This is a genomic window from Photorhabdus luminescens subsp. luminescens, assembly GCF_001083805.1.
Taxonomy (GTDB): domain Bacteria; phylum Pseudomonadota; class Gammaproteobacteria; order Enterobacterales; family Enterobacteriaceae; genus Photorhabdus; species Photorhabdus luminescens.
In genome coordinates this window covers 179,652-201,081 of the sequence record NZ_JXSK01000007.1, presented here as the reverse complement: position 1 = coordinate 201,081, position 21,430 = coordinate 179,652, and the positions used below count along the sequence as shown (strand labels likewise).

The window sequence follows — 21,430 nt, the reverse complement described above, 5'->3', positions numbered from 1 at the left end:
AAAAATTTATCCTTAATGATATAGGGTTCATGATGTTTAAAGGTGTTATTCGCTTGAGCGAACAGCTCAATGGCGATGGTGAAGTTATTGCTATCTCTTTAGTTGAAATAAAACAAGTTTCAATGGCTGACAGAGATATTCAGCGTCAAAGGAGAATATAAAGATGCTGCAACAGCTAATTGCGAGTTGTTTTATTGAACGTGATGTATTGGCAGAAGCACGGCAGAATGCGGCGCTGTGGGAAAACTGGTTGTTACCCATTAGTACTGATGCGCCCATTGGCTGTGATCCGGTCTATGAAGACGATTTTCAGTGTATGCGGGACGAGGTCAATAAACTCAGTGGCATTGATACCGCTCTGATTTGTCAACTGGCGGAAAAGCTGTTGACCACCCGGTGCAAAGACGTCCGTGTGGCGACCTACTATGTGTGGGCACGTCTGCATAGTGAGGGGGAACGCGGTCTGGCAGAAGGGTTGGCGCTATTGGCTGGATTAGTGGATCGTTTTGGCGAGGCCTTGTTACCCAGTCGGGCTAGCAGCCGTAAAGCTGCGCTGGAGTGGCTGACTGGCGCCAAAATGCGGGACAGTTTATCACGCTATCCAGAGGTAAATCGGACTGATTTTGACCATATTCTGGCCGCGTTGGCGTTACTGGAACAATCATTTTCCTCTTGGGATGAAGAATCTCGTCCAAGCCTCGTCGGGCTGGCAAGAACACTGGAGAACCGATTAGCTCAGTCCGGCGGAGTGAGTGCGGTGGTGCCGCAAACTGCCGCTCCGGCGGCGCCATCGGCGGGACAGAGTAATGCATCCGCGCCGGGTAAGCCGCCGGTATGGCGTCAGGTGCAATCTGGGCGTGATCTGCTGGATCAGGCGCGTGAACTGGTGCGTTATCTGCGTGATCAACCACAGGGCTGGCTCTCTTCCGCCCGGCTGATACGTAGTGTCCGGTGGGATACCGTGCATCAGCTACCACCACAGGATGCTGATGGGCGTACCCGTCTGGTTCCTCCCCGCACCGAATATCGCGCCCAGTTAAAGCGGCTTTATCGGCAACAGAACTGGCATGAGTTATTGGAACAGGTCGAGCGCATGTTTGCGGAAGGGGTGAATCATTTTTGGCTGGATTTGCAATGGTATCTCTGTCAGGCATTGAGCCGATTAGGCTGCCCTTATGAAAGTTGGGCGGACATCATGAAACACGATCTGAGAATACTGCTTGAACGGCTGCCGGGGCTGGAGAGTATGGCCTATAACGATGGAACGCCTTTTGCCGATGAGGTGACCGCCAACTGGATAACCCAACAGGTTCATGACAATCAGGCAGATTGGCAGTTTGAGCCTTTACCGGCGCAACCTCGACACGATGATGATGTTTTGGCGCTGGAGGCGGAGGCGCTGCAACTGGCGGACAGCGAAGGCATTGATGCGGCGTTGCGTTGGTTGGGGCAATTGCCCGGCATCAATGGGGCCCGCTGCCGCTGGTTACAGCGCTTGCTGATGGCGCGGGTGGCTGAGCAATACGGCAAGCATGAAATAGCGCTGCATTTACTGACTGAGCTTGACGCCGATGAGCAATTCAATCTTGGCGAATGGGAGCCGGAACTGATGTTTGAGGTGAAAGCGTGTCTGCTTAAGTTGCTGCGCATGAAAGCCCAACGTAGTGAACATGATAAAGCGAGGATGGCGCAACGGATGGAGATGCTGCTGGCGGGATTGGTGGCGATTGATCCAGTCAGAGCGTCGGTACTTTGCGGGTGATTGACTCTGCTTATCAGTTGTAGGCGCCGCCATACGCCTTCTCGACTTGTTTTATTCCTTTTCTTTTTATAACAACCATTAAGAGTGATGATATGGATGATTTAATTCTCCGCTATTACGAGGCGGAAATGCACTATCTGCGTGAAGCTGGCAAAGAGTTCGCGCAGGCGCACCCAGACCGAGCGGCGATGCTGAATCTGAGTGACGAGCGGGATCTCGATCCTTATGTGGAGCGATTGCTTGAAGGTTTCGCTTTCCTGATAGGGCGGATGCGCCAAAAACTTGACGATGATTTGCCGGAATTGACGGAAGGGCTGGTGAGTTTGCTGTGGCCGCACTATCTGCGGACTATTCCTTCACTTTCCATTGTTGAATTGGCGCCGGATTATCAGACTTTGGCAAAAAGTGAGATGATCGCCAAAGGGTTTGAAGTGATATCTCAGCCCGTAGGGCCAAGCCAGACCCGCTGCTATTACCGGACTACCCGTGATGTGCAGATTACACCGCTGCATATCACCTCTGCTACGTTGCAAAATGAAGCCGACGGCCGTTCCGTGATCCGTTTGCGCTTTGACTGCGGTCAATTGACGGAGTGGGATAAAGTGGATTTGACGCGGCTGCCTCTGTACCTCAAAGCGGGCCGTCCGGTGAGTTCTGCCTTGCATCTGGCGCTAACCCGACAGACTCAACATATTTACGCGCGCTTGCCGAATCAGGAAAAGCGTTCTCATCTTAATAATGGCTCTTTTTCACCAATGGGGTTTGACAGTGATGATCTCTTATGGCCGAAAGAGGGGAGCGCGTTCAGTGGTTATCAGTTGTTGCTGGAATATTTCACTTTCCGTGAAAAATTTATGTTTGTGGCGCTCAATGGCTTGGATTCGTTGGAGATTTCTACCGGTACGCCTTGGTTTGAGTTGGATATCGTACTCAGTGAGCTGTGGCCCTATGAATTGAAGTTTTCAGCGGAAAATATCCGATTGCATTGTGTGCCGGTAATCAATTTGTTCAATGTTGAAGCTGATCCGATGCACATTTCGCGTCTGCAAAATGAGTATCTACTGCGCCCGATGCGCATTCAGGATGGTCATACTGAAATCTATTCGGTGGATGAAGTCTCCTCTTCCCGACGAGGTGACGCGCAGCGTTTTGTACCGTTTAGCAGCTTTCGCCATCGGGGCGGCATCATGCGTAGTTCCGCGCCGGAGCGTTATTTCCATACGCGTGTATCTCGAGGTCCTTCGGGTTTGCACGATACCTGGCTGATCCTCGGTGGGGAATCATTTGAAACCGACCCAGAGATTGATGATGAAACCCTTTCGCTGCGTATCACCGGAACCAACGGCCAGTTACCCCGTCAGGCATTACGTAATACCCAGCTTGAACAGACATTGCACTCCGCCGCAGGCAAGCTGAGCGTAAGCAACCTCTGTTCACCAACGTTGCCTTGTTATCCCCCGGCGAATGACCGTTTCCATTGGCGGATATTGAGTCATCTCGGTTCTAACTTTCTTAGCATGATGGATAACCCGGAAGTGCTGCGCGGCACGTTAGGGCTTTATAACTGGACGAATGACGAGATGAACTGCCGCTGTCTGGATGCCATTGTTGGGGTGAAACACGCGTTGATCGAACGTTTTGAAAAGGGCTTCCTGCTACGGGGCGTTGATATTGAGATTACGCTGAACAGCAATGGTTTTTCCGGCGAAGGCGATATTTTCCTATTCGGTGAGCTGCTTAACCGTTTCTTCTCGCTGTATACCGATATTCATCTGTTTAATCAATTGACATTAATCCTTCAACCTTCAGGGAGATGTTTGCGATGGCAAGAAAATCACAATCAGCGTATTCCCGGTTAATGCAGCAACTGGCGCCGAATATTTACGATTTTAACTTTTATCGCTTCTGCCAGTTGCTGGAGAGTATGCGGGATGGGTGTCCGCCGTTGGGCAGTACGATGTCGCCCGGTGATGATCCGATCCGTTTCCGGCCTGATCCCGGTATGGGTTTTCCCGCCGGTGAACTGAAAAATGTGGAGTGGGATGAGCAACAGCCGGAGCAGCCGCCGACAGTACGCACAACGTTTCTCGGCCTGTATGGCGTAGATTCACCGCTGCCGACGGCTTATCTGAATGATATCGTCCAGCAGAGTGAAGGCTATGAAGGCGTAGCAGACTTTCTGGATATTTTTAACCATCGCATGATGACCCAGTATTACCGTATCTGGCGTAAATATTCCTATCCCGCGACTTATGAACCGAGTGGTCAAGATCAAACCTCTCAATGCCTGCTTGGGCTGATTGGTTTGGGGATCGCCGGCAGCCAGCAACATATTGCTACGCCGGCTTCTCGCTTTCTGGCTCTGCTCAGCATCATGCGGTTGCCAACCCGGATAGCGGAAGGCGTGATGGCGCTGGTCAAGCTGTTGGCTCCTCTCACGCAGGTACAGGTGGTTCCTCATGATCGCAGGCGAGTACGGTTAACCCAACCGGTTCACTTAAGTCGTCGCCATCCGGTTCAACTTTCTCAACGTCCTGTACTGGGCAAAGTCGGGACGGATGTTAACAGCCAAATGGCGCTGGATCTCTATACCGAAGATATCGATGAAGCTCAAGGGTGGTTACCGCAAGGAGAACTGCATACCGACCTGTTGGTGTTGCTGCGTGTTTATCTGGGGTGGCGTTGCAGTGTGCGGTTACAGCTCACTTTACCTAAATGGGTATTGCCATCGGCGCAATTAGGGAAACAGCGCGTTCGGTTAGGTCGAACGGGCGTATTGGGATTGAAACCGGGATCACAAACGGTTTCAGGCATGGTGAAAATTAATCTGGGGCACTATCAAGGGCTCTTACCGAGTTATCAATATAGGGAGGCCGAGAATGGCAGCTATCAATTTTAAGTCCGTCGTGATGGGCGGCATCGTGTGTCTGATGACGCAAGGGTTAGTTGGATGTGGTCTGACACAGACTGTAACTGACGGCACGGTAGCCGTGACGCAATCCATTTTTCATAAACAGGTGAAAACGCTGCGTTTGGATTTCAGTGGGCGCAGTGCGCTTAACACCACCGACGCGCAAACTCCGTTGAGCACGGTAGTACGTGTTTATCAGCTTAAAGACAATAAAGCATTTGAGCATGCCAGTTATGCGGAACTGTTGAAAGGCGATAGTGAAGTGCTTAAGCCGGATCGGCTGACGCAGCGGGATATCAGAGTGGCGCCGAAGGGGAGTGTGTCACTGGATATGCCGATGGAAAAAGCAGCGCGGTTTGTTGGGGTAGTGGGGCTGTTTCATACGCCGGATGCCGCCAATGATGGTTGGCGGTTGGTGATCAGGCGTGACGAATTGGATGCGGATAAACCGCGCACGATCGAGTTGGGTAGCGGCGCCCTGACACTGGATGCGATGAAGGGGTGATCAATGAAACATCTAAGACCTTCGCTTTACGAAATGTTGATGTTTAACTTTAACGGTGGGCTGGATCTCAAGCAGATCGATGAACGGAATCAAGTGATTTTATCCGTGATGGATAATATGCAACGTATCCTGAGCAGTCGTGCGGGTTCGCTTGCCCATTTGCCGGATTATGGTCTGCCTGATTTCAACGTCATTTTGCAAGGGCTGCCGGCGTCGTCACAGAGTCTGATTGCCACAATCGAACATACGTTGTTGACCTATGAACCGCGTTTGAAGCAAGTCTATATCACGTTACTACCGCAAATTGAGCCGGGGCATCTGCGTTATGACATCAACGCAGAGCTGAAAGACATAGGATTAGTGCGTTTTAGTACGGAATTTGTGCCGGAAGGAAAGGTATTAATTCGCCATTTACGCCAACAAGGCCATATAGATTAACCCTCTTTTTCATCAGGCTAGCTTGCTGAAATAGCCTGATAAGGATAACTGTTATGACTGCAATATCATCCGGCAACACGATACATACTGGGGATGACCCACGCGCGCTGCCGGAATTCAGTGCGCTAAAAGAAGAGATCGGTAAATTGAACCATCCGGCTCGACCTGATGTTAATTGGGCCAGAGTTGAACAACTTTGCCTGGCGTTGTTTCGATTAAATGGCGTAGAGCTACAAAGTGCCGCTTGGTACACGTTGGCCCGAGCTCAACGCGCTGGATTAGCCGGTATTGATGAAGGATTAGCATTGATTGATGGATTAGTGAGCCATCAATGGGCGCAATTCTGGCCTCAACCAACTCATGCGCGGATTGAAATTTTCGCCTGGCTGGTTGCACGTTTACAGCAGGTATTGCGTACTTGCGTCTTCTCCTATATTGACTTGCCGCTAATTTACCGAGTGGAAAAGGTGCTTGAACAGTTGTGCGAAGTGCTTCAACGTCTGGAGCTGAAACATGTGAGTAAACTCGACAGCTTGCGTGTACAGCTTCACAACAGCGCCCGGCGATTAGAGTCTCTGGAGCAGGAAAAGGGCGCAGTGTCGGTATCTCTCGCTTCCGCGCAGCCTGTTGAAGGCAATGCTATTTTGCTGCCCGAGGAGCTATCTTCGCCGCAACTGATCTATGTGGTACAGGAGGCAATCTCATCGGTGCAGCCGCAAGTCAAAGTCGCTCAGGCCTTGACTGCCTCGCGTTGGAAAGCCTGGCACGGTTTTGTGGCGGGGGTTGCATTTTGTGCGTTGGTTGTGACAGGCGGTTGGCTGGTGGACAGGATGCGACAACCGTCCTCATTGGTTGAGGCTTTACTGGCGACGACAGCGCCATTACCGCAGACACTGCTTCCTGCCCAACTTGTCGAATTACACCAATCGGACAATGCGGCGCTACTGAGCCGGTTACAGGATAAAACGTTAGATGCGAGTCGGGCGCGACTGACACATTTAAACACCTTGCCAGCTTTGTGGCCTTTGAATTATGGCTCTCAGCTATTGCAACAGCTACGTACATTGTGGCCGGCCAGTCAAGTAGTACAGGATATGCAAAATCAGTGGTTACATCAGCGTGAAGCAGCAGCGTTGCCTATGTCGGCATTGGAAAATTACCATCTGGCCCAATTACGCCTGCAACATCTGACAGAACGACTTGATGCATTGGATGAAAAACGCGGTCGTTATCTCACCGGTTCTGAATTGAAGTCTATGGTGTTTGGTATTCGGCAGCCGTTGGCGAATACTCCGCCGTTAGAAGAGTTGCTGCGTCAACTGGCGGAGCAAAAAAAGAGCGGTACCGTATCTCTGGCATTACTGATGCAAATTGACACCCGTTTTAGTCAATTGCTGAATCGCTATTATTTGTTGCTGAAAGTAGGAGGGTAGCTTGGTGGAAAGTAAGAAATTAATAAAATCGGGTTAACATGTTGATTGATCATGAAGGGGGGATGTTTTATCTGTTTTTATGGATGTTAAAACAGTCAGTACAGAGGATATGAGGTAAAATCAGATTTCATTGTTGCTCAGTGGTGTATCATTTACACTAAACGAAATTTACTATCCAGATACGATAATGCTCCAACAACTAGAAACCGCAGACAGTGTGCGCCGTAAGATTGCTCCCCGGATGACTAAGAAACGCAAGGCTGAATTCGGTCAATTCATGACCTCTTCTAACGTAGCCCGTTTTATGGCATCCCTTTTTCCACCTAGCACTCTGCGTACCTGCCGCCTGTTAGATGCGGGCGCAGGAGTGGGGACATTATCGTGTGCCTTCCTTGATCGATGGGTGACGGGTGGTTTTGACTTTGAGTCTGCCGAGGTGACGGCTTACGAGATTGATGACAACTTGTGTTGTTATCTAGCACAGCACTTGGCTGGATACAGCAATGTGACGCCGCGTATCATCGTGGGTGATTATATCGAACTGGCAACTGCCAAAGATCAACAGGCGCAAGGTTATACACATGCGATCCTCAATCCGCCTTACAAAAAGATTAACAGTAATTCAGCACATCGATTGGCTTTGCGTCGTGTTGGTATCGAGACAGTAAACCTGTATTCGGCCTTTGTAGCGCTTGCCGTGTCTGAGGCGGTGCAAGGTGGGCAGATCGTGGCGATCATTCCACGTAGCTTTTGCAATGGACCCTATTACCGGCCATTCCGTAATTTCATTCTGGTGCGTGCAGCTATTCGGCATATGCATTTATTTGGATCGCGCAGCAAGGCGTTCAAAGATGACGAAGTTTTGCAAGAGAACATCATCATTCGGTTTGAATGTGGTGGTCAGCAAGGGCCAGTGACGGTATCAACTTCGACTGATGACACTTTAACCGACCTTGCTACCCATGAGTACCCATTTGATCGGATTGTATTCCCGGATGACCCCGAGCAATTTATCCATGTGCCCACGTCGCCGGAGAAAAGCGCCCTGGAGTTATCCTCGGCAATCCGCTATACGCTGGCTGACCTTGGTATCAAGGTATCTACTGGGCCTGTGGTTGACTTCCGGCTGAAAGCGCACCTGCACAGCATGCCGGGGCCGGGGACCGCGCCTTTACTCTACCCCGGCCATTTCAGCAGCAACGTTACTCGATGGCCCATAGAAGGTATGAAAAAGCCTAACGCTATTGAACGCAACATTGACACTGAAAAGTGGCTCTACCCAAGCGGTTTTTACTGTGTGGTACGGCGTTTTTCGTCCAAAGAGGAAAAGCGTCGAATCATGGCGAATGTGGTTGAACCAGATACATTTGGCGACGCGCCCGTATTGGGCTTTGAGAACCACTTAAACCTATTCCATGAGGACAAGCATGGTTTGCCCGAACGATTGGCCCGCGGCTTGGCTGTGTTCCTGAACACGACCGCTGTTGATGAGAATTTTCGACGTTTCAACGGCCATACTCAGGTTAATGCAACTGACCTCAAGATGATGAAGTACCCGAGCCGCGCAACTTTGATTGAACTTGGCGAATGGGCTATGCAGCAAGGAGAACTCACGCAAGCTGTGATTGATGCCAAATTAGGAAACCTAATCGAATGAACGACAAAAACGACTATATCAAAGCGGCGTACCAGATCATCACTTCTTTGGGGTTGCCACGCGCACAACAGAATGAGCGTTCTGCTTTGTGTCTGTTGGCCCTATTGAACCTCACGCCGGGTAAGGCGTGGGCCGCTGCGGAAAACCCGCTTTTGGGCATTACGCCCATCATGAACTGGGTGCGAGAGTTCTACAACAAAGAATATGCGCCCAATACCCGCGAGACGTTTCGCCGTCAGACTATGCATCAGTTCTGTCATGCGAGTATTGCCCTTTACAATCCAGATAAACCTGATCGCTCAGTGAACAGCCCTAAGGCGGTTTATCAGATTGAACCCGCTACTTTAGCTTTGTTGCGAACCTTTGGTATGCCTGAATGGTATGACAACTTAACAGCCTATTTGGCCGAGCGGGAAACGCTGATTTCCCGTTATGCCAAAGAGCGTGAACAGAATCGTATTCCTGTTGAAATTGCTCCTGGGAGGAAAATTGCTCTCAGCCCCGGAGAGCATAGCATGCTGATACGAGCCATTATCGAGGATTTTGCCCCACGCTTTGCGCCGGGTAGTGTGTTGGTCTACGCTGGTGATACTGGCGACAAGTGGGGTTACTTCGACTCTGTATTGTTATCTGGGTTGGGTGTTGATGTAGATTCACACGGTAAGATGCCGGATGTTGTACTGCATTACACAGCGAAAAATTGGTTGTTGTTGGTTGAATCTGTTACTAGTCATGGCCCAGTTGATAGCAAGCGGCACGCTGAGCTCGCTGAATTATTTGCTGGATCGACCGCCGGTCTGGTCTACGTTACCGCCTTTCCGAATCGAAGTATTATGAGCCGCTACCTTGGCGAAATTGCATGGGAGAGCGAGGTGTGGGTTGCAGATGCGCCGTCCCATCTTATTCATTTTAACGGGGTGCGTTTCCTCGGCCCTTACGAATGAGTGTACTGAGTTTGGGTAGATATTGAATCTATATCAAATTTGATATAAATTGTCGGCTTTGGTGCTAATTAAGGTAGAAATTATGGAATTTATAGTAACGAAAAACCCTTATGTTTCATCAAGCAATAATCCTAACGAAGCAAATGATAAGCATATTCGCGCTCAACTAATGGTGATCATCCGCAAGATGATTCAGGAGCGCGGTTTAAGTCAGGTAAAAGCGGCGGAGCTTTTGGGAACGACTCAAGCAAGAATTAGCGAGATCATTAATGGAAAGTTGGAAAACCACACTATTGATAAATTATTTAATATGTTAAATCGGCTCGGTTGGAATTTCGAATTTAGTTATCATGAAGGTGTGGTGACTGTCGCTGTAGATAAAATAATAGAAGTCGCGTAAATATTACAATAAATATCTGGTAAAGATTTTATTAATAGGCGGATTGTTTGTTATAAAATTAAGATTTGAACTATTATGGTAGAGAATATTTAAGAAATCATGGTTTTTATATTTGATTCCTTTTAATAACGTTGTTGAAATATATTTATTGGTTATATTTAATATAACCAAAAGTTATATTCCATAGAGGAGTCAGGTATATATTAAACTGTCACATAAGCCAACCGGTGATTCACTTTAGCATATCACCGGTTTTAAACGATCTGACATACTGATGGTAAAAGCGCGTGCTTCGTCTTACTCTGTGCCAACAATGGGGTTAATTTGGCGCATAAGCCTGTTTGAGAAATAGATAATAAAATCTTTCTGGTTTTCCTATATTGTACTTTGTCCCATCTATCGATTGTTATTTCATGAAAAAATAACCCAGCGGTTAATTCATAACATCATGATTTTCAACCTTTTTTAAATGCGGTGATTATTGCTGGCCATTTATTTGATTCTCTGATTAGTCAGAAAAATGAATTTGTATAGTGACATGATAAAGAGTTTTGGTATTATAAGTTATTGTAAATGTAACACCGGTATATTATTGATCTTTACGTAAAACCGTTAATATTTTTTGTAAATGCTGACAAAAACTGTCACTAGTTTGTGAATAATGCTTGTAAGGGGTAATCGTGTTTTTCCGTGAATAGCAATAATATAAATAACGATAGGAATAGTTCAGATGAAATATGCCTTTATTACTGGTGCGACAGGAGATATTGGTTACGCAATTACAGAAAGATTATCTGAGGGTGGTTTTGAACCAATATTATTATCGCGTACTCCTGAGCGCCTTGATAGTGCAATTGAAAAACTACGCAATAAATATGGTAGTCAATTTGCAAAGAAAATAGTTTGTGATGTTTCTAATCATGAAGATGTTAAAAAAGCGTTTGACCAACTGGAAGATAATAAGCTGACAGTGCTGGTGAATTGCGCTGGCATTTCTGGCGGCGGTATTACTGCTGAAATAAGCCCACGAACTTGGCAAAATGTCATAAACGTTAATTTAAATGGCACTTATTTTGTTATACGTGAAGCTTTGACAAGAAATTTAATGTTATCTGGCGGCAGAATTATTAATATTGCCTCCACCGGCGGGAAACAAGGTGTTATTCATGGCGCGCCTTATTCTGCTTCTAAGCACGGTGTTGTCGGCCTGACTAAATCCTTGGGGCTTGAATTAGCGCGTAATGGTTCAGGCGTTACGGTTAACGCGGTTTGTCCTGGGTTTGTTGAGAGCGAGATGGCGGAGCGTGTTAGGGAACATTACGCCAGAATTTGGGGCACTGATGTCGCAGAGGCGAAAAGAAGAGTAGAAGAGCGTGTTCCTATCGGAAGATACGTTGAACCTAATGAAGTGGCTGAAATGGTTGCTTATCTTGCATCCCCTCTCGCCGCGGCCGTAACCGCTCAAGCACTTAATGTGTGTGGTGGATTAGGTAATTACTAATTATGGACGGTATTTCTTTATCATCTGATTTTTTTGATCTTTGGATTATCAAAATCGACGATATTGATTTAGCTTCTATTGAACAGTTAATTCACTGTTCTGATATAGTTCGCCATAACCAAATTTGTTTAGCGGATAGAAGAAAGAGATTTATATTTAGACGGGCTGCATTACGTTATGTTTTGAGTCAATATTTATCTGATTATGAAATCATAACGAATGATAACGGAAAACCTTATATATCCACGGAGCAAGACTTCAAATATTATTTTTCACTGAGTGCTTCAGGAAACTATTGTGCCATTGGTTTTAGCTCAAGGGAAATAGGTGTTGATATTGAAGTCACTCCTTCTAAGGTAAAATTTTCAGAAATTATTGAACGTTTTATTAAGGATAAAGATTTGGAATATATGAAAGGTATAATGTTAAAACAACTATCAGGAGTTAGTCTCGGATTTAATAACTATTATCATTTAATGTCATTATATTATTGGGTTAGACTTGAAGCATATATTAAATTATTTGCTTCGACTTTACATGAGAAATTATTGGTTAATAACTCTGATTCTGTTAAAGATATGAAAGAATTGGAGGCAAGCACATTATTGATTCATAGTCAGCAATTTGTTTGTGCCTTATCTCAAAAGAAAGTCATTTCTACACCAAATATCAAGGAAATAAATTATTCCGAAATTATAAGGAACAAAGATGAGTAATATTATTGACTTAAGTGTTCCTATAGATTGTGATTTTTGGGAACCTGAGAAAGTAACTAGGGGAATCGTTGATCATAAAGAGGGCGCCAATAAATTAGGTGAGAGTTATTTGTATTTCCATACCAATTCATGGTGGAAAAGAGCCTTTGTAAAGCTGTTCAAACGCAAAAAGTGGATCATTGATCACAAAGATTTTCCTGATGGTATGGGATTATCACTGATGTATTATCAATTGACCACGCATACCGGAACGCATATTGATGCTCCCTATCACTATGGGTGGCATGAAGGGCAAGACCAGCCAGCGACAATTACGGATATTCCTTTGGATTGGTTTTATAGTCATGGTGTATTACTTGATTTTAGTCATGATAATCAGTCAATTGATAAACAGGCGGTAGAAAATCAATTAAAGAAAATTAATTATAAAATAAAAGAAAATGATATTGTCCTTATCAATACCGGAGCTGATAAGCTCATGGGGGCAAAATCCTATTTTACTCACTATAGAGCGATTGAAAGTAGTGCGGTTCAATGGCTAGTAGAGCAAGGGGTAAAGATTATTGGGACAGATGCATTTAGCTTTGATCGGCCATTCATAGAGATGATTAACGATTATAAAAAAACCGGGAATAAAGATTGTTTATGGCCATCTCATTTTATCGGACGAGATCATCCTTATTTACAGATAGAACGACTTTGTAATTTAACCAGTATTCCTAAACCTTATGGATTTAAAGTGTGCTGTTTTCCAATAAAATTAGAGAAAGCAGATGCTTCATGGAGTCGAGTAGTCGCAATATTATAATAATAATATATAATTATATGGTAAGACGGGGGAAATATGAGCAGAAAAGAAACTTCAAGATCATACAACTAAATCTAATATGCCCTATACCCTATGTATTTCAAGATGCATCGCGACGGCAAGGGAGCGAATCCCCGGGAGCATAGAAAACTATGTGACCGGGATGAGTGAGTGCAGCCAACAAAGAGGCAACTTGAAAGATGACGGGTATAAATGTTTAGAGAAGGTGCTTAAGGTATGCATTGTGCATTGCATGATTTACTTGTATCGAATCCACAAAGATACAGCTCAGTATAAATTAATAACTAGAGGTAGAGTGATACGCCGATTTAATCGGAAATTCCAGTGAGCAAGGCGATAAATAAGTTAGCAAAAGGTATATTATCTTTGCTATGTTGTAATATGAGCAGCTATAAGCTCTATGATAATAAATTTATCATCTCCTTTCTGGATGATTTTTAAGAATAAATTGAGCTATTAAGAAAAAACTTAATTATTCTATCTATACCCTATGGATTTCAAGATGCATCGCGACGGCAAGGGAGCGAATCCCCGGGAGCATAGATAACTATGTGACCGGGGTGAGTGAGCGCAGCCAACAAAGAGGCAACTTGAAAGATGACAGGTATATATGCAGATCGAAAGGAGTTAACTTAGTTTGGTTTAGCCTGAAATGTTCATATTATTCTTGCAGTCTAAGTAGATGAAATAACAGTGAAATAACCAAATGGGTATTCAAACGGAGTTATGGTCTGGTGCTTATTTTCAAGAATCTTTGTTAGGAGATAAAAATCAAGAATATATATAACAAATGTAAATTTGAAGATAAATAAAGTAGTTTAACATCACTACTTGCAGAGAATGATTTTCTTAAGTGAAAATGGGTGACTTTTATATTAATAAAACTTGCCTGAATAAGTTTTTATTCTATTTCTATCGAGATAATTATTGTGATAATAAATAACAGAAATGAATCTCAACCACGTAGAGTTGTGGTGACAGGGCTAGGTGTTGTCGCACCGACAGGTGTTGGCGTTAATGAATTTTGGAACAATATTCATAACGGCAAATCGGGGGTAAGTGAATATGAGTGGGGAAGAAAAAAATTTGGTTTTAAAAGCGGAGCAATAGGAAAAGTTCACGGTAACGATAGCGATAGCAAAGAGTTTGTGCTGAAAAGTGAGCGTAAATATCTTGAGTTTGCGCTAGAAGCCTCTGAGATGGCAATGCAAGATGCAAATTTAAAACCTTCAGACATTGATGGCCGGCGTTTTGGCGTTGCGATAGCAACAGCGATTGCCGATGCTGCGGGAATGGAAGAGTGTTTGCTCAGGATCACCAAAGGGGGCAAAGAGAATATTCATCCTGATTTAATTAAATCAGAGGATTATGACAGCTTTGATTTCAGCTCTGCCGCCACCTCTGTTGCGAAAAAATATGGCGCATCGATGTCCGTCAGTAACATATCAACTGGGTGTGCGGCAGGACTTGATGCATTAGGCATTGCGATGGAGCATATCCGTTATGGCAGAGCGGATGTGATGCTGGCTGGCGCCAGTGAAGCGCCGCTTTGTCCACTTTCTATCGGCTCTTTTGAAGCTTTAGGGGCGCTATCATCAAGAGAATTGGAAAATCAGCAAGCAGCGACTTGTCCTTTTTCCCTTGAGCGGGATGGATTTGTGATTGCTGAAGGGTGTGGAATATTAATTTTAGAGTCTTATGAACATGCTAAGCAGCGTGGAGCACATATCTATGCTGAATTAGCAGGGTATGCGTCCGTGAATAACGCTTATCATATGACCGACTTGCCTGCGGATGGAATGGCAATGGCGCGGTGCATTGATATGGCGTTGAAGGATGCCCAGATATCGCCATCAGCGGTCAATTATATTAGTGCTCATGGCAGTTCTACGGCTCAAAATGATATTAACGAATCAAATGCGATTAAATTTGTTTTGGGAGAAAATGCATTTGATATTCCAATTAACTCATTAAAGTCAATGACAGGTCATGCTTTAGCTGCCGCTAATGCGATCGAGTCTGTAGCGTTATGTCTGGAAATAGAAAAGCAATATATTCATCCAACAATTAATTATCAAACGCCGGACCCTGATTGCGATTTAGATTATATTCCTAATCAAGGTTGCGCATATCCAATTAAGACCGCATTAAAATTATCGAGTGGTTTTTCTGGTATTCACAGTGTTATTGTTATGAGGGCAGTAGACAATGCGTAAAAGAGTTGTTGTTACCGGCGTTGGCGCAGTACATCCTGATGGCAATGATGTCACCGCTATAAAAACAAAAGTGATTCAGAAATTATTGGGTCAGGAATCGATAAATAATACCAACAAAAGTTCTGTAATAAGGACATTGAATGATTTCGATGGGGCAAAATATATCAATAACCGCTTAAGACGTAAAATTGATGAATTTTCAGTTTATGGTATCGTCGCCGTTGAAATGGCATTAAAAGCGAGCAGATTGGATGTAGATAAGCTTGATCCTAATCGTGTTGGCATATATGTTGGAAACTGTTTTGGCGGATGGCAGCATATTGAGGATGAAGTTAAAGCGCTCCATGTTGAAGGCATATCGGGGATGGGACCTTATGTTGCTACGGCATGGTTCCCTGCTGCGCTTCAAGGGCAATTGTCACTGCTTTATGGTTTTAGTGCGCAATCTAAGACATTTTCCACCTCCGATGTAGCAGGGATGCAAGCAATAGGCTATGCGGCTGAAGCGATTTCTAATGGTGTTGCCGAAGTGATGTTATGTGGCGCGTCAGAACATCTTTCCAGCCCGTTAGTTAAAAGTTTACTGGAGAAAGAGTCAAGCCAGAAACACTCTGAGGTTTTTGGCGAAAGACAGCCAGGGGACTTTTCCGAAGGCGCTGCATTTCTAGTGCTGGAAGAGAGGCAACATGCTTTAGAACGCGGCGCTTCGATATTGTGTGAATTAACGGGTTTTGTTGATTATTTTTCACCGGATAAAAATACAAGAAATAACACCTTAGAATATACTGCTGAACTATTCAACCATAATGAGAATGCTGTATTTATTATGGATGGAATATATGATGATGAAAAAGAAATAACGAGTAAGGCTTTCTCCAATAAAGAGATAAAAACATCATTTATAAATCTGAGGCCTTACTTGAATAATCAATTTTCAGTCAGCGGCGTAATTGATTCAGTCCTGGCATCATCATTTTTATCAGAAAATAACGGGGATGGAGAACAACAATCTAATAAAATAAATGAACTTTCAAATACTAACCAAATAATAATTCAGCGCTTTAGTAACCAGGGTCATGTATGTGCGTTGAGTTTTTCAGCAATTTAATCTCTAAAATATTTAATTACGCGAGGAAAAATATATGAATAATAACCCAGAAGTAAAAATAAAAACGATTTTGTCTCTTTTTCTTAACGTTAATATTGATGATTTCAATATGGATGCAAACCTTGCTGATGCCTATGATATGGATTCTACGGAATTGGCTGACTTGGCAAAAGAGATTACGAAAGAGTTCGGTATTTCCGTGACGAAAAGTCAGTTCAGTCATTGGGAAACAGGAAGAGCCGTTCTTGATTTCGTCTCATCAAGTTTAAACGATAAAAATTAATTGCTAATTAAAGGGAAACAGAAATGAAACTAATCTCTATGTTGTTACATTCAGAGCATGATAACTTACATCATGATTGTATTGTCACTAAGGATTATCATTATACAAGAAAAGAGGTGATATCTTCTGTTTCCCATTTAATTGATGATTTATTGAGTCGAGGAGTGCAAAAAGGTAATAAAGTCATTGTTATATTTGAACATGATGAATTAGGTGTTTTCTTTTTGGCTGCCGCCAGTGCTATGGGGTTGCATTTATTAATGCCCTATAATTTATCATCAGCGACAATCGATGAATGGATTAATTTTACCAATGAAGTGCAATACGATTTTGTTGTTTATCTCAAAAAAGATAAACATTTTGTTGGAAAATTAAAAGAAAACAACATTAATGTTATTGATATTTCAGATCATAAGATCAGAGTTAGTGATGATATTGCGGAAATCCCAATGATAACTTATTCTCCGCAACCTATTGCTAACTTTATTGTCCTGTTCACCAGTGGGAGTACAGGCAAACCAAAAGCCATTAGTATTTCAGAATCGTTAGTATGTCGTCGAATTTATTCGGTGACCGAGAAATTAAAATTTACGCAAGATGCCAAAATATTCATGTCAGGTTTGTTGAATAATACAACTGGAGTGATTTTTTCTTTCGGCTCATTATTGCATCAATCAACACTTTTTATACCCGAAGATAGAAATGTAGAGAGATGGCCTGATTATCTTTCTCGCAATAAAATCACTCATATTATGTTACGCCCAGAATCAATGAAATTATTCGTTAAATCGACAGCAGAACTTAATATTGATCTCTCTTGTTTACGGGTGGTTGCTTATGGCGCTGCGGCGATGCCTCCTAGCGTACTTGAGAAAGGGCGACAATTAATTGGCTGTGAATGGGTGCAGGGATATGGGTTAAGTGAAACTTATGGTCCTTTCTGTTGGGTGGATGAGCAAGATCATCGTGATAAAAGATATCTCAATTCAATTTATTGTGTTGGTAAGATTGATAATACATTGGAAGTGGCAGTTAAACCTATTATAGGTTCATCGGATAATATCGGAGAAATTATACTAAGGGGTAAAAGTATTATGGAAGGATATTATGATGTCCTTTCTGGAGAAATAACGCCTCCTGATGAATGGTTTGCCACTGGTGATCTTGGTTATATAGATGAAGAGGGTTATTTAGTTTTGAAAGGACGTAAGCAAAATACGTTTATGAGTGCTAACGGACACAGAATTTATCCTGAAGAAATTGAATCTATTTTATCCCGAATACCCAATGTGAATGTCGCTACGGTTGTTGGTTTTTCTTTCCATGAAAATGGTGTTGCTATTGATCAGCCGGTTGCTTGCATGAGTGGAGAGATATCTAAGAAGTCATTACCTGAAATTGAAGATATTATTTCATCATTTTTAATGAGTAAACTCAGTCGAGAAAAATGGCCGGATTGGTTCTATGTTACTGATGAATGCTTTCCGAAAAGCCATAATGATAAGATATTGAAATCAGAGTTAATTAAATCAATCGATCCTAAGAAATTATTTACATTGAGGAACCAATAATGAATTATGTAGAATCACATTCAATTATTTGTAATGCTCAGGTGGAAAATGTATATCAAATTATTTTAAATTCTGAAAAATGGCCGGAAATATTTGAGCCTTGTCAGGAAGTAAAAACTCTCTTTAGGGATAAAGAGGGAGAAAAAATAGAAGTTAAAGCTTTACTTAACGGTGTCTTAATGCAATGGGAATCGAACCGTAAATTTTATCCGGCAACATTCAGTATAAAGTCACAACTTAATCCGCCAATGACATTAGTTAAAGAGATGGAAACGTCATGGCGCGTGATTAAAATTAATTCTCAGCAATGTGTACTACTGTTAGAACATTTATATGATCTTGAGTCTGAAATCACTGGGTTAATTGATGGTGTTGAAACAGTAGAACAGGCACACGAATTTATCAGTAAAGCCATTGATACTAATTCAGTTAAAGAACTCAAGAACATAAAAAATATTGTAGAGTCAACAGAGGATGTGGAAAAAATATTAAAAGGAACGATTACCCACTCAGCCATATGTGAAGCGCCAGCGCAGCAGGTCTATGCTTTGATTAAGGATGTCTCTTGTTGGACAGATATTTTTTCATTCTGTGATGGTGCGGAAGTTTTAAAGAGATCAGGCAATGAAGAGTTGGTTGAAATCAAAGCAAAACAAAATAATAAAGCAGTAAGTTGGCAAACACAACGATATTATTTTGATGCTATTTATCGGGTTGACTATGTTATGCCTACACCGATGCCATTATTCAAAACAATGTATGGCAGATGGCAAGTCATTCCTATTAATGATCAACGCTGTATTCTAACGGTGCAAAGGAACTGGGCTTTATTAGAAGATGTCAGTGGTATCGTTGATGGTATTGATAATCATGACCAGGCTAATTCCTTTATTATCTCATTTATCAATGATAATACTCGCATGGAGATAGATAGTTTCAAGAGCCAGGTAGAAAGTCATAAAAAATCAAATTTATTAACTTTCACAGCAGGATATTATATTCCTCACCAAGTTGATGATGTTTATAATATATTCTTAAATATCAATGACTGGGGTAAGATATTGCCTCATTGTGATTCAGTGAAAGTCATTTACAATGATGATAAATATCAAGAATTTAATATGGGAGTATCAACACCAAATGGAAATGAGACTTTCCGTAGTATACGATTCTGTGATGCAGATAATTTATCAATTGAATATTTCCAACCAGAGCCGCCTTTAGTATTAAAGTCTCATAGTGGCTCATGGCGGATATTTAGTAAGGGAAGTGGTTCATTCATTGTTTCCAGTCATGATGTTGAGTTAAATTATGATTTATGTGCGGTTAAATTTGGTACCGAAGATAAAGCGAAACAACGAGAGATAGTAAAAAATGCTATTTCAGAGAATAGCAAGAAAATGGTCTTTGCCTGCAAAGAGTGGCTAGACACTCGTATTTAGTAATTCGAAGGAAAATAAAATGAATAATAAAAATAAACCCAATAGAATTTCGCCAGAACTTCTTGCTACTTGTGGTTATTTTATGCCAAGACTATTTTTCTTAAATTCTCAATATGCTCCCCAAGTGCACTGGGGAGATGTTGTTGCGGCATTGAGTCATTTTCAGTTGGAAAACTTAGACTTATCCTCAGAAGAGTTTTGGTATGAATGGATGATTAATTGGTCAAAAGTGGGTGATAGCTATATTAGTATTGCAAACTCGGCTAAAAGTGAAGTCAGTCATGTTCGTGCTTTGAGGAGTGCCGCTGCCTGTTATCATTGGGCAGAATTTATGTATTTCAGTGATAGGAGCAGAAAGATACAGCTCAGAGAGTATATTCGTTCATGTTTTTTATCTAGTATAAAATATAGTGATTTGCTAGTTGAACATCAATATATTGTCGTCGATAAATTTCATATGCCGTTTTTCCTTATATTCCCTAAAGGGTATAAAGAAGAAGAGAATCATCCTTTGCCTTGTGTTATTTTATCCAATGGATTGGATTCAATGACTGAAATTGAAATATTATCTTTAGCCGAGTTTTTCTTAGGGAAAAATATGGCGGTAGCTATATTTGATGGACCAGGGCAGGGAATAAATCTTGGAAACTCACCAATAGCTATAGATATGGAATTATATGTTTCTTCTATAATTAAATTATTAGAGGATGACGCCAGGATTAATAGTGATCTCCTCTGTTTCTTAGGGATTAGTTTTGGTGGTTATTTTGCTCTACGAGTTGCGCAAAAAATTGGCGATAAATTTTGTTGTATCGTCAATTTATCCGGTGGACCTGAAATAGCAGAGTTTGATAAGTTGCCAAGAAGGCTTAAAGAAGATTTCCAGTTTGCATTTATGCAAGATAATAATTGTATGCAGTCTCTTTTTGATGAAATTAAATTGGACGTTTCTTTACCTTGTAAAACCAAGGTTTTTACCGTTCATGGTGGATTAGATGATATATTTCCGATCGATAAAGTGAAAAAATTAGATCAGTTATGGGGTGATAATCATAAGTTATTATGTTATGAATCAGAGGCTCATGTTTGTTTAAATAAAATAAACGAATATATGATACAAGTTTCAGATTGGGTTAGTGAGCAATTTTGGCTGAATGGCTATAAGAGAGGCTAACTTATTTTATACTATTCCTAATAGATTTCGAGTTGCAGCGCGGCGGTAAGTGAACGAATCCCCAGGAGTATAGATAACTATGTGACTGGGGTGAGTGAAAGCAGCCAACAAAGCAGCAGCTTGAAAGATGAAGGGTATAACTGCCTATTCCATTAGATCTCATTATTGTGGACTATTATTTTGTAAGTTAATAGTGAATACGGATAGTGTGCAGGAGTTGCTGCGTATATTGTCTTGGTTTGCTCTTTTTATAAAGAATGGTAAATGGAATAGTTTAATGGGATGGGCGTTAAATAGAATGGAGTTATGAATATCAGGTTGTGAGTAGCTATTTTTATGGGGTTATAAAATTTACACAAATTCGTCAGATTACCGGGATTATTATCATTCATGTGATATTATCTTGCAATATTAATAATCTGATACCAAAAATAAATTGAATATAAACTAATCATTATCATCTGCCTTAAAAAATTTTATTTTTTCAACAGGGGTGAAGGTAAAACTCATTTGGGGTACGCCTTTTAGTTCCATTGCTCT

General features: G+C 42.5%; 19 protein-coding genes. All 19 read left to right on the top strand.

Translation table 11 applies throughout. From position 1 onward, the window contains the following. The first annotated feature begins 29 nt into the window (after window positions 1-29). Complete coding sequence (locus tag TI10_RS26395) at window positions 30-161, top strand: hypothetical protein (protein ID WP_275669920.1); 132 nt, start codon at window positions 30-32, stop codon at window positions 159-161. Between the two features lie 2 nt (window positions 162-163). After that, entirely contained in the window at window positions 164-1,762 is a 1,599-nt protein-coding gene (gene tssA, locus TI10_RS16620; protein ID WP_049584511.1) for a type VI secretion system protein TssA, read from the top strand. A gap of 92 nt (window positions 1,763-1,854) precedes the next feature. Then, window positions 1,855-3,621, top strand: a complete 1,767-nt coding sequence (gene tssF, locus TI10_RS16615) for a type VI secretion system baseplate subunit TssF (RefSeq protein WP_049584510.1) — start codon at window positions 1,855-1,857, stop codon at window positions 3,619-3,621. Further along, window positions 3,585-4,661, top strand: coding sequence for a type VI secretion system baseplate subunit TssG (tssG, locus tag TI10_RS16610; protein ID WP_049584509.1), 1,077 nt, complete (start codon window positions 3,585-3,587; stop codon window positions 4,659-4,661). Before tssF ends, tssG begins: the two co-directional genes overlap by 37 nt. Then, complete coding sequence (tssJ, locus tag TI10_RS16605) at window positions 4,642-5,178, top strand: type VI secretion system lipoprotein TssJ (protein ID WP_049584508.1); 537 nt, start codon at window positions 4,642-4,644, stop codon at window positions 5,176-5,178. The genes tssG and tssJ overlap by 20 nt, the downstream gene beginning before the upstream one ends. Window positions 5,179-5,181: 3 nt before the next feature. After that, window positions 5,182-5,616 carry a type VI secretion system baseplate subunit TssE gene (tssE, locus tag TI10_RS16600; protein WP_049584507.1) on the top strand — a complete coding sequence of 145 codons (435 nt, stop codon included), beginning with the start codon at window positions 5,182-5,184 and terminating at the stop codon, window positions 5,614-5,616. A 53-nt stretch (window positions 5,617-5,669) separates the two neighbouring features. Then, a complete protein-coding gene (locus TI10_RS16595; protein ID WP_049584506.1) occupies window positions 5,670-7,049 on the top strand; it encodes a VasL domain-containing protein in 1,380 nt (459 codons plus the stop codon). 187 nt (window positions 7,050-7,236) lie between these two features. Beyond that, complete coding sequence (locus TI10_RS16590) at window positions 7,237-8,706, top strand: Eco57I restriction-modification methylase domain-containing protein (protein WP_049584505.1); 1,470 nt, start codon at window positions 7,237-7,239, stop codon at window positions 8,704-8,706. Next, a complete protein-coding gene (locus TI10_RS16585; RefSeq protein WP_049584504.1) occupies window positions 8,703-9,650 on the top strand; it encodes a BsuBI/PstI family type II restriction endonuclease in 948 nt (315 codons plus the stop codon). Before TI10_RS16590 ends, TI10_RS16585 begins: the two co-directional genes overlap by 4 nt. Before the next feature lie 82 nt (window positions 9,651-9,732). Continuing rightward, on the top strand, window positions 9,733-10,050 hold the full coding sequence (locus TI10_RS16580) for a helix-turn-helix domain-containing protein (protein ID WP_049584503.1): 318 nt from the start codon (window positions 9,733-9,735) through the stop codon (window positions 10,048-10,050). Between the two features lie 730 nt (window positions 10,051-10,780). Further along, on the top strand, window positions 10,781-11,551 hold the full coding sequence (locus TI10_RS16575; RefSeq protein WP_049584502.1) for an SDR family oxidoreductase: 771 nt from the start codon (window positions 10,781-10,783) through the stop codon (window positions 11,549-11,551). A gap of 2 nt (window positions 11,552-11,553) precedes the next feature. Then, a complete protein-coding gene (locus TI10_RS16570) occupies window positions 11,554-12,267 on the top strand; it encodes a 4'-phosphopantetheinyl transferase family protein (RefSeq protein ID WP_049584501.1) in 714 nt (237 codons plus the stop codon). Next, window positions 12,260-13,075, top strand: coding sequence for a cyclase family protein (locus tag TI10_RS16565; protein ID WP_049584500.1), 816 nt, complete (start codon window positions 12,260-12,262; stop codon window positions 13,073-13,075). Before TI10_RS16570 ends, TI10_RS16565 begins: the two co-directional genes overlap by 8 nt. Window positions 13,076-14,025: 950 nt before the next feature. Beyond that, window positions 14,026-15,312: a beta-ketoacyl-[acyl-carrier-protein] synthase family protein gene (locus TI10_RS16560; protein ID WP_080985084.1), complete on the top strand. Its 1,287-nt coding sequence runs from the start codon at window positions 14,026-14,028 to the stop codon at window positions 15,310-15,312. Beyond that, window positions 15,305-16,420, top strand: coding sequence for a beta-ketoacyl synthase N-terminal-like domain-containing protein (locus tag TI10_RS16555; protein WP_049584498.1), 1,116 nt, complete (start codon window positions 15,305-15,307; stop codon window positions 16,418-16,420). Before TI10_RS16560 ends, TI10_RS16555 begins: the two co-directional genes overlap by 8 nt. 34 nt (window positions 16,421-16,454) lie before the next feature. Continuing rightward, complete coding sequence (locus TI10_RS16550; protein ID WP_049584497.1) at window positions 16,455-16,703, top strand: acyl carrier protein; 249 nt, start codon at window positions 16,455-16,457, stop codon at window positions 16,701-16,703. A 23-nt stretch (window positions 16,704-16,726) separates the two neighbouring features. Continuing rightward, window positions 16,727-18,274, top strand: a complete 1,548-nt coding sequence (locus TI10_RS16545; protein WP_049584496.1) for a class I adenylate-forming enzyme family protein — start codon at window positions 16,727-16,729, stop codon at window positions 18,272-18,274. Then, a complete protein-coding gene (locus TI10_RS16540) occupies window positions 18,274-19,716 on the top strand; it encodes an SRPBCC family protein (protein WP_049584495.1) in 1,443 nt (480 codons plus the stop codon). Before TI10_RS16545 ends, TI10_RS16540 begins: the two co-directional genes overlap by 1 nt. 19 nt (window positions 19,717-19,735) lie before the next feature. Then, complete coding sequence (locus TI10_RS16535; protein WP_049584494.1) at window positions 19,736-20,890, top strand: alpha/beta hydrolase family protein; 1,155 nt, start codon at window positions 19,736-19,738, stop codon at window positions 20,888-20,890. Window positions 20,891-21,430: the final 540 nt, after the last annotated feature.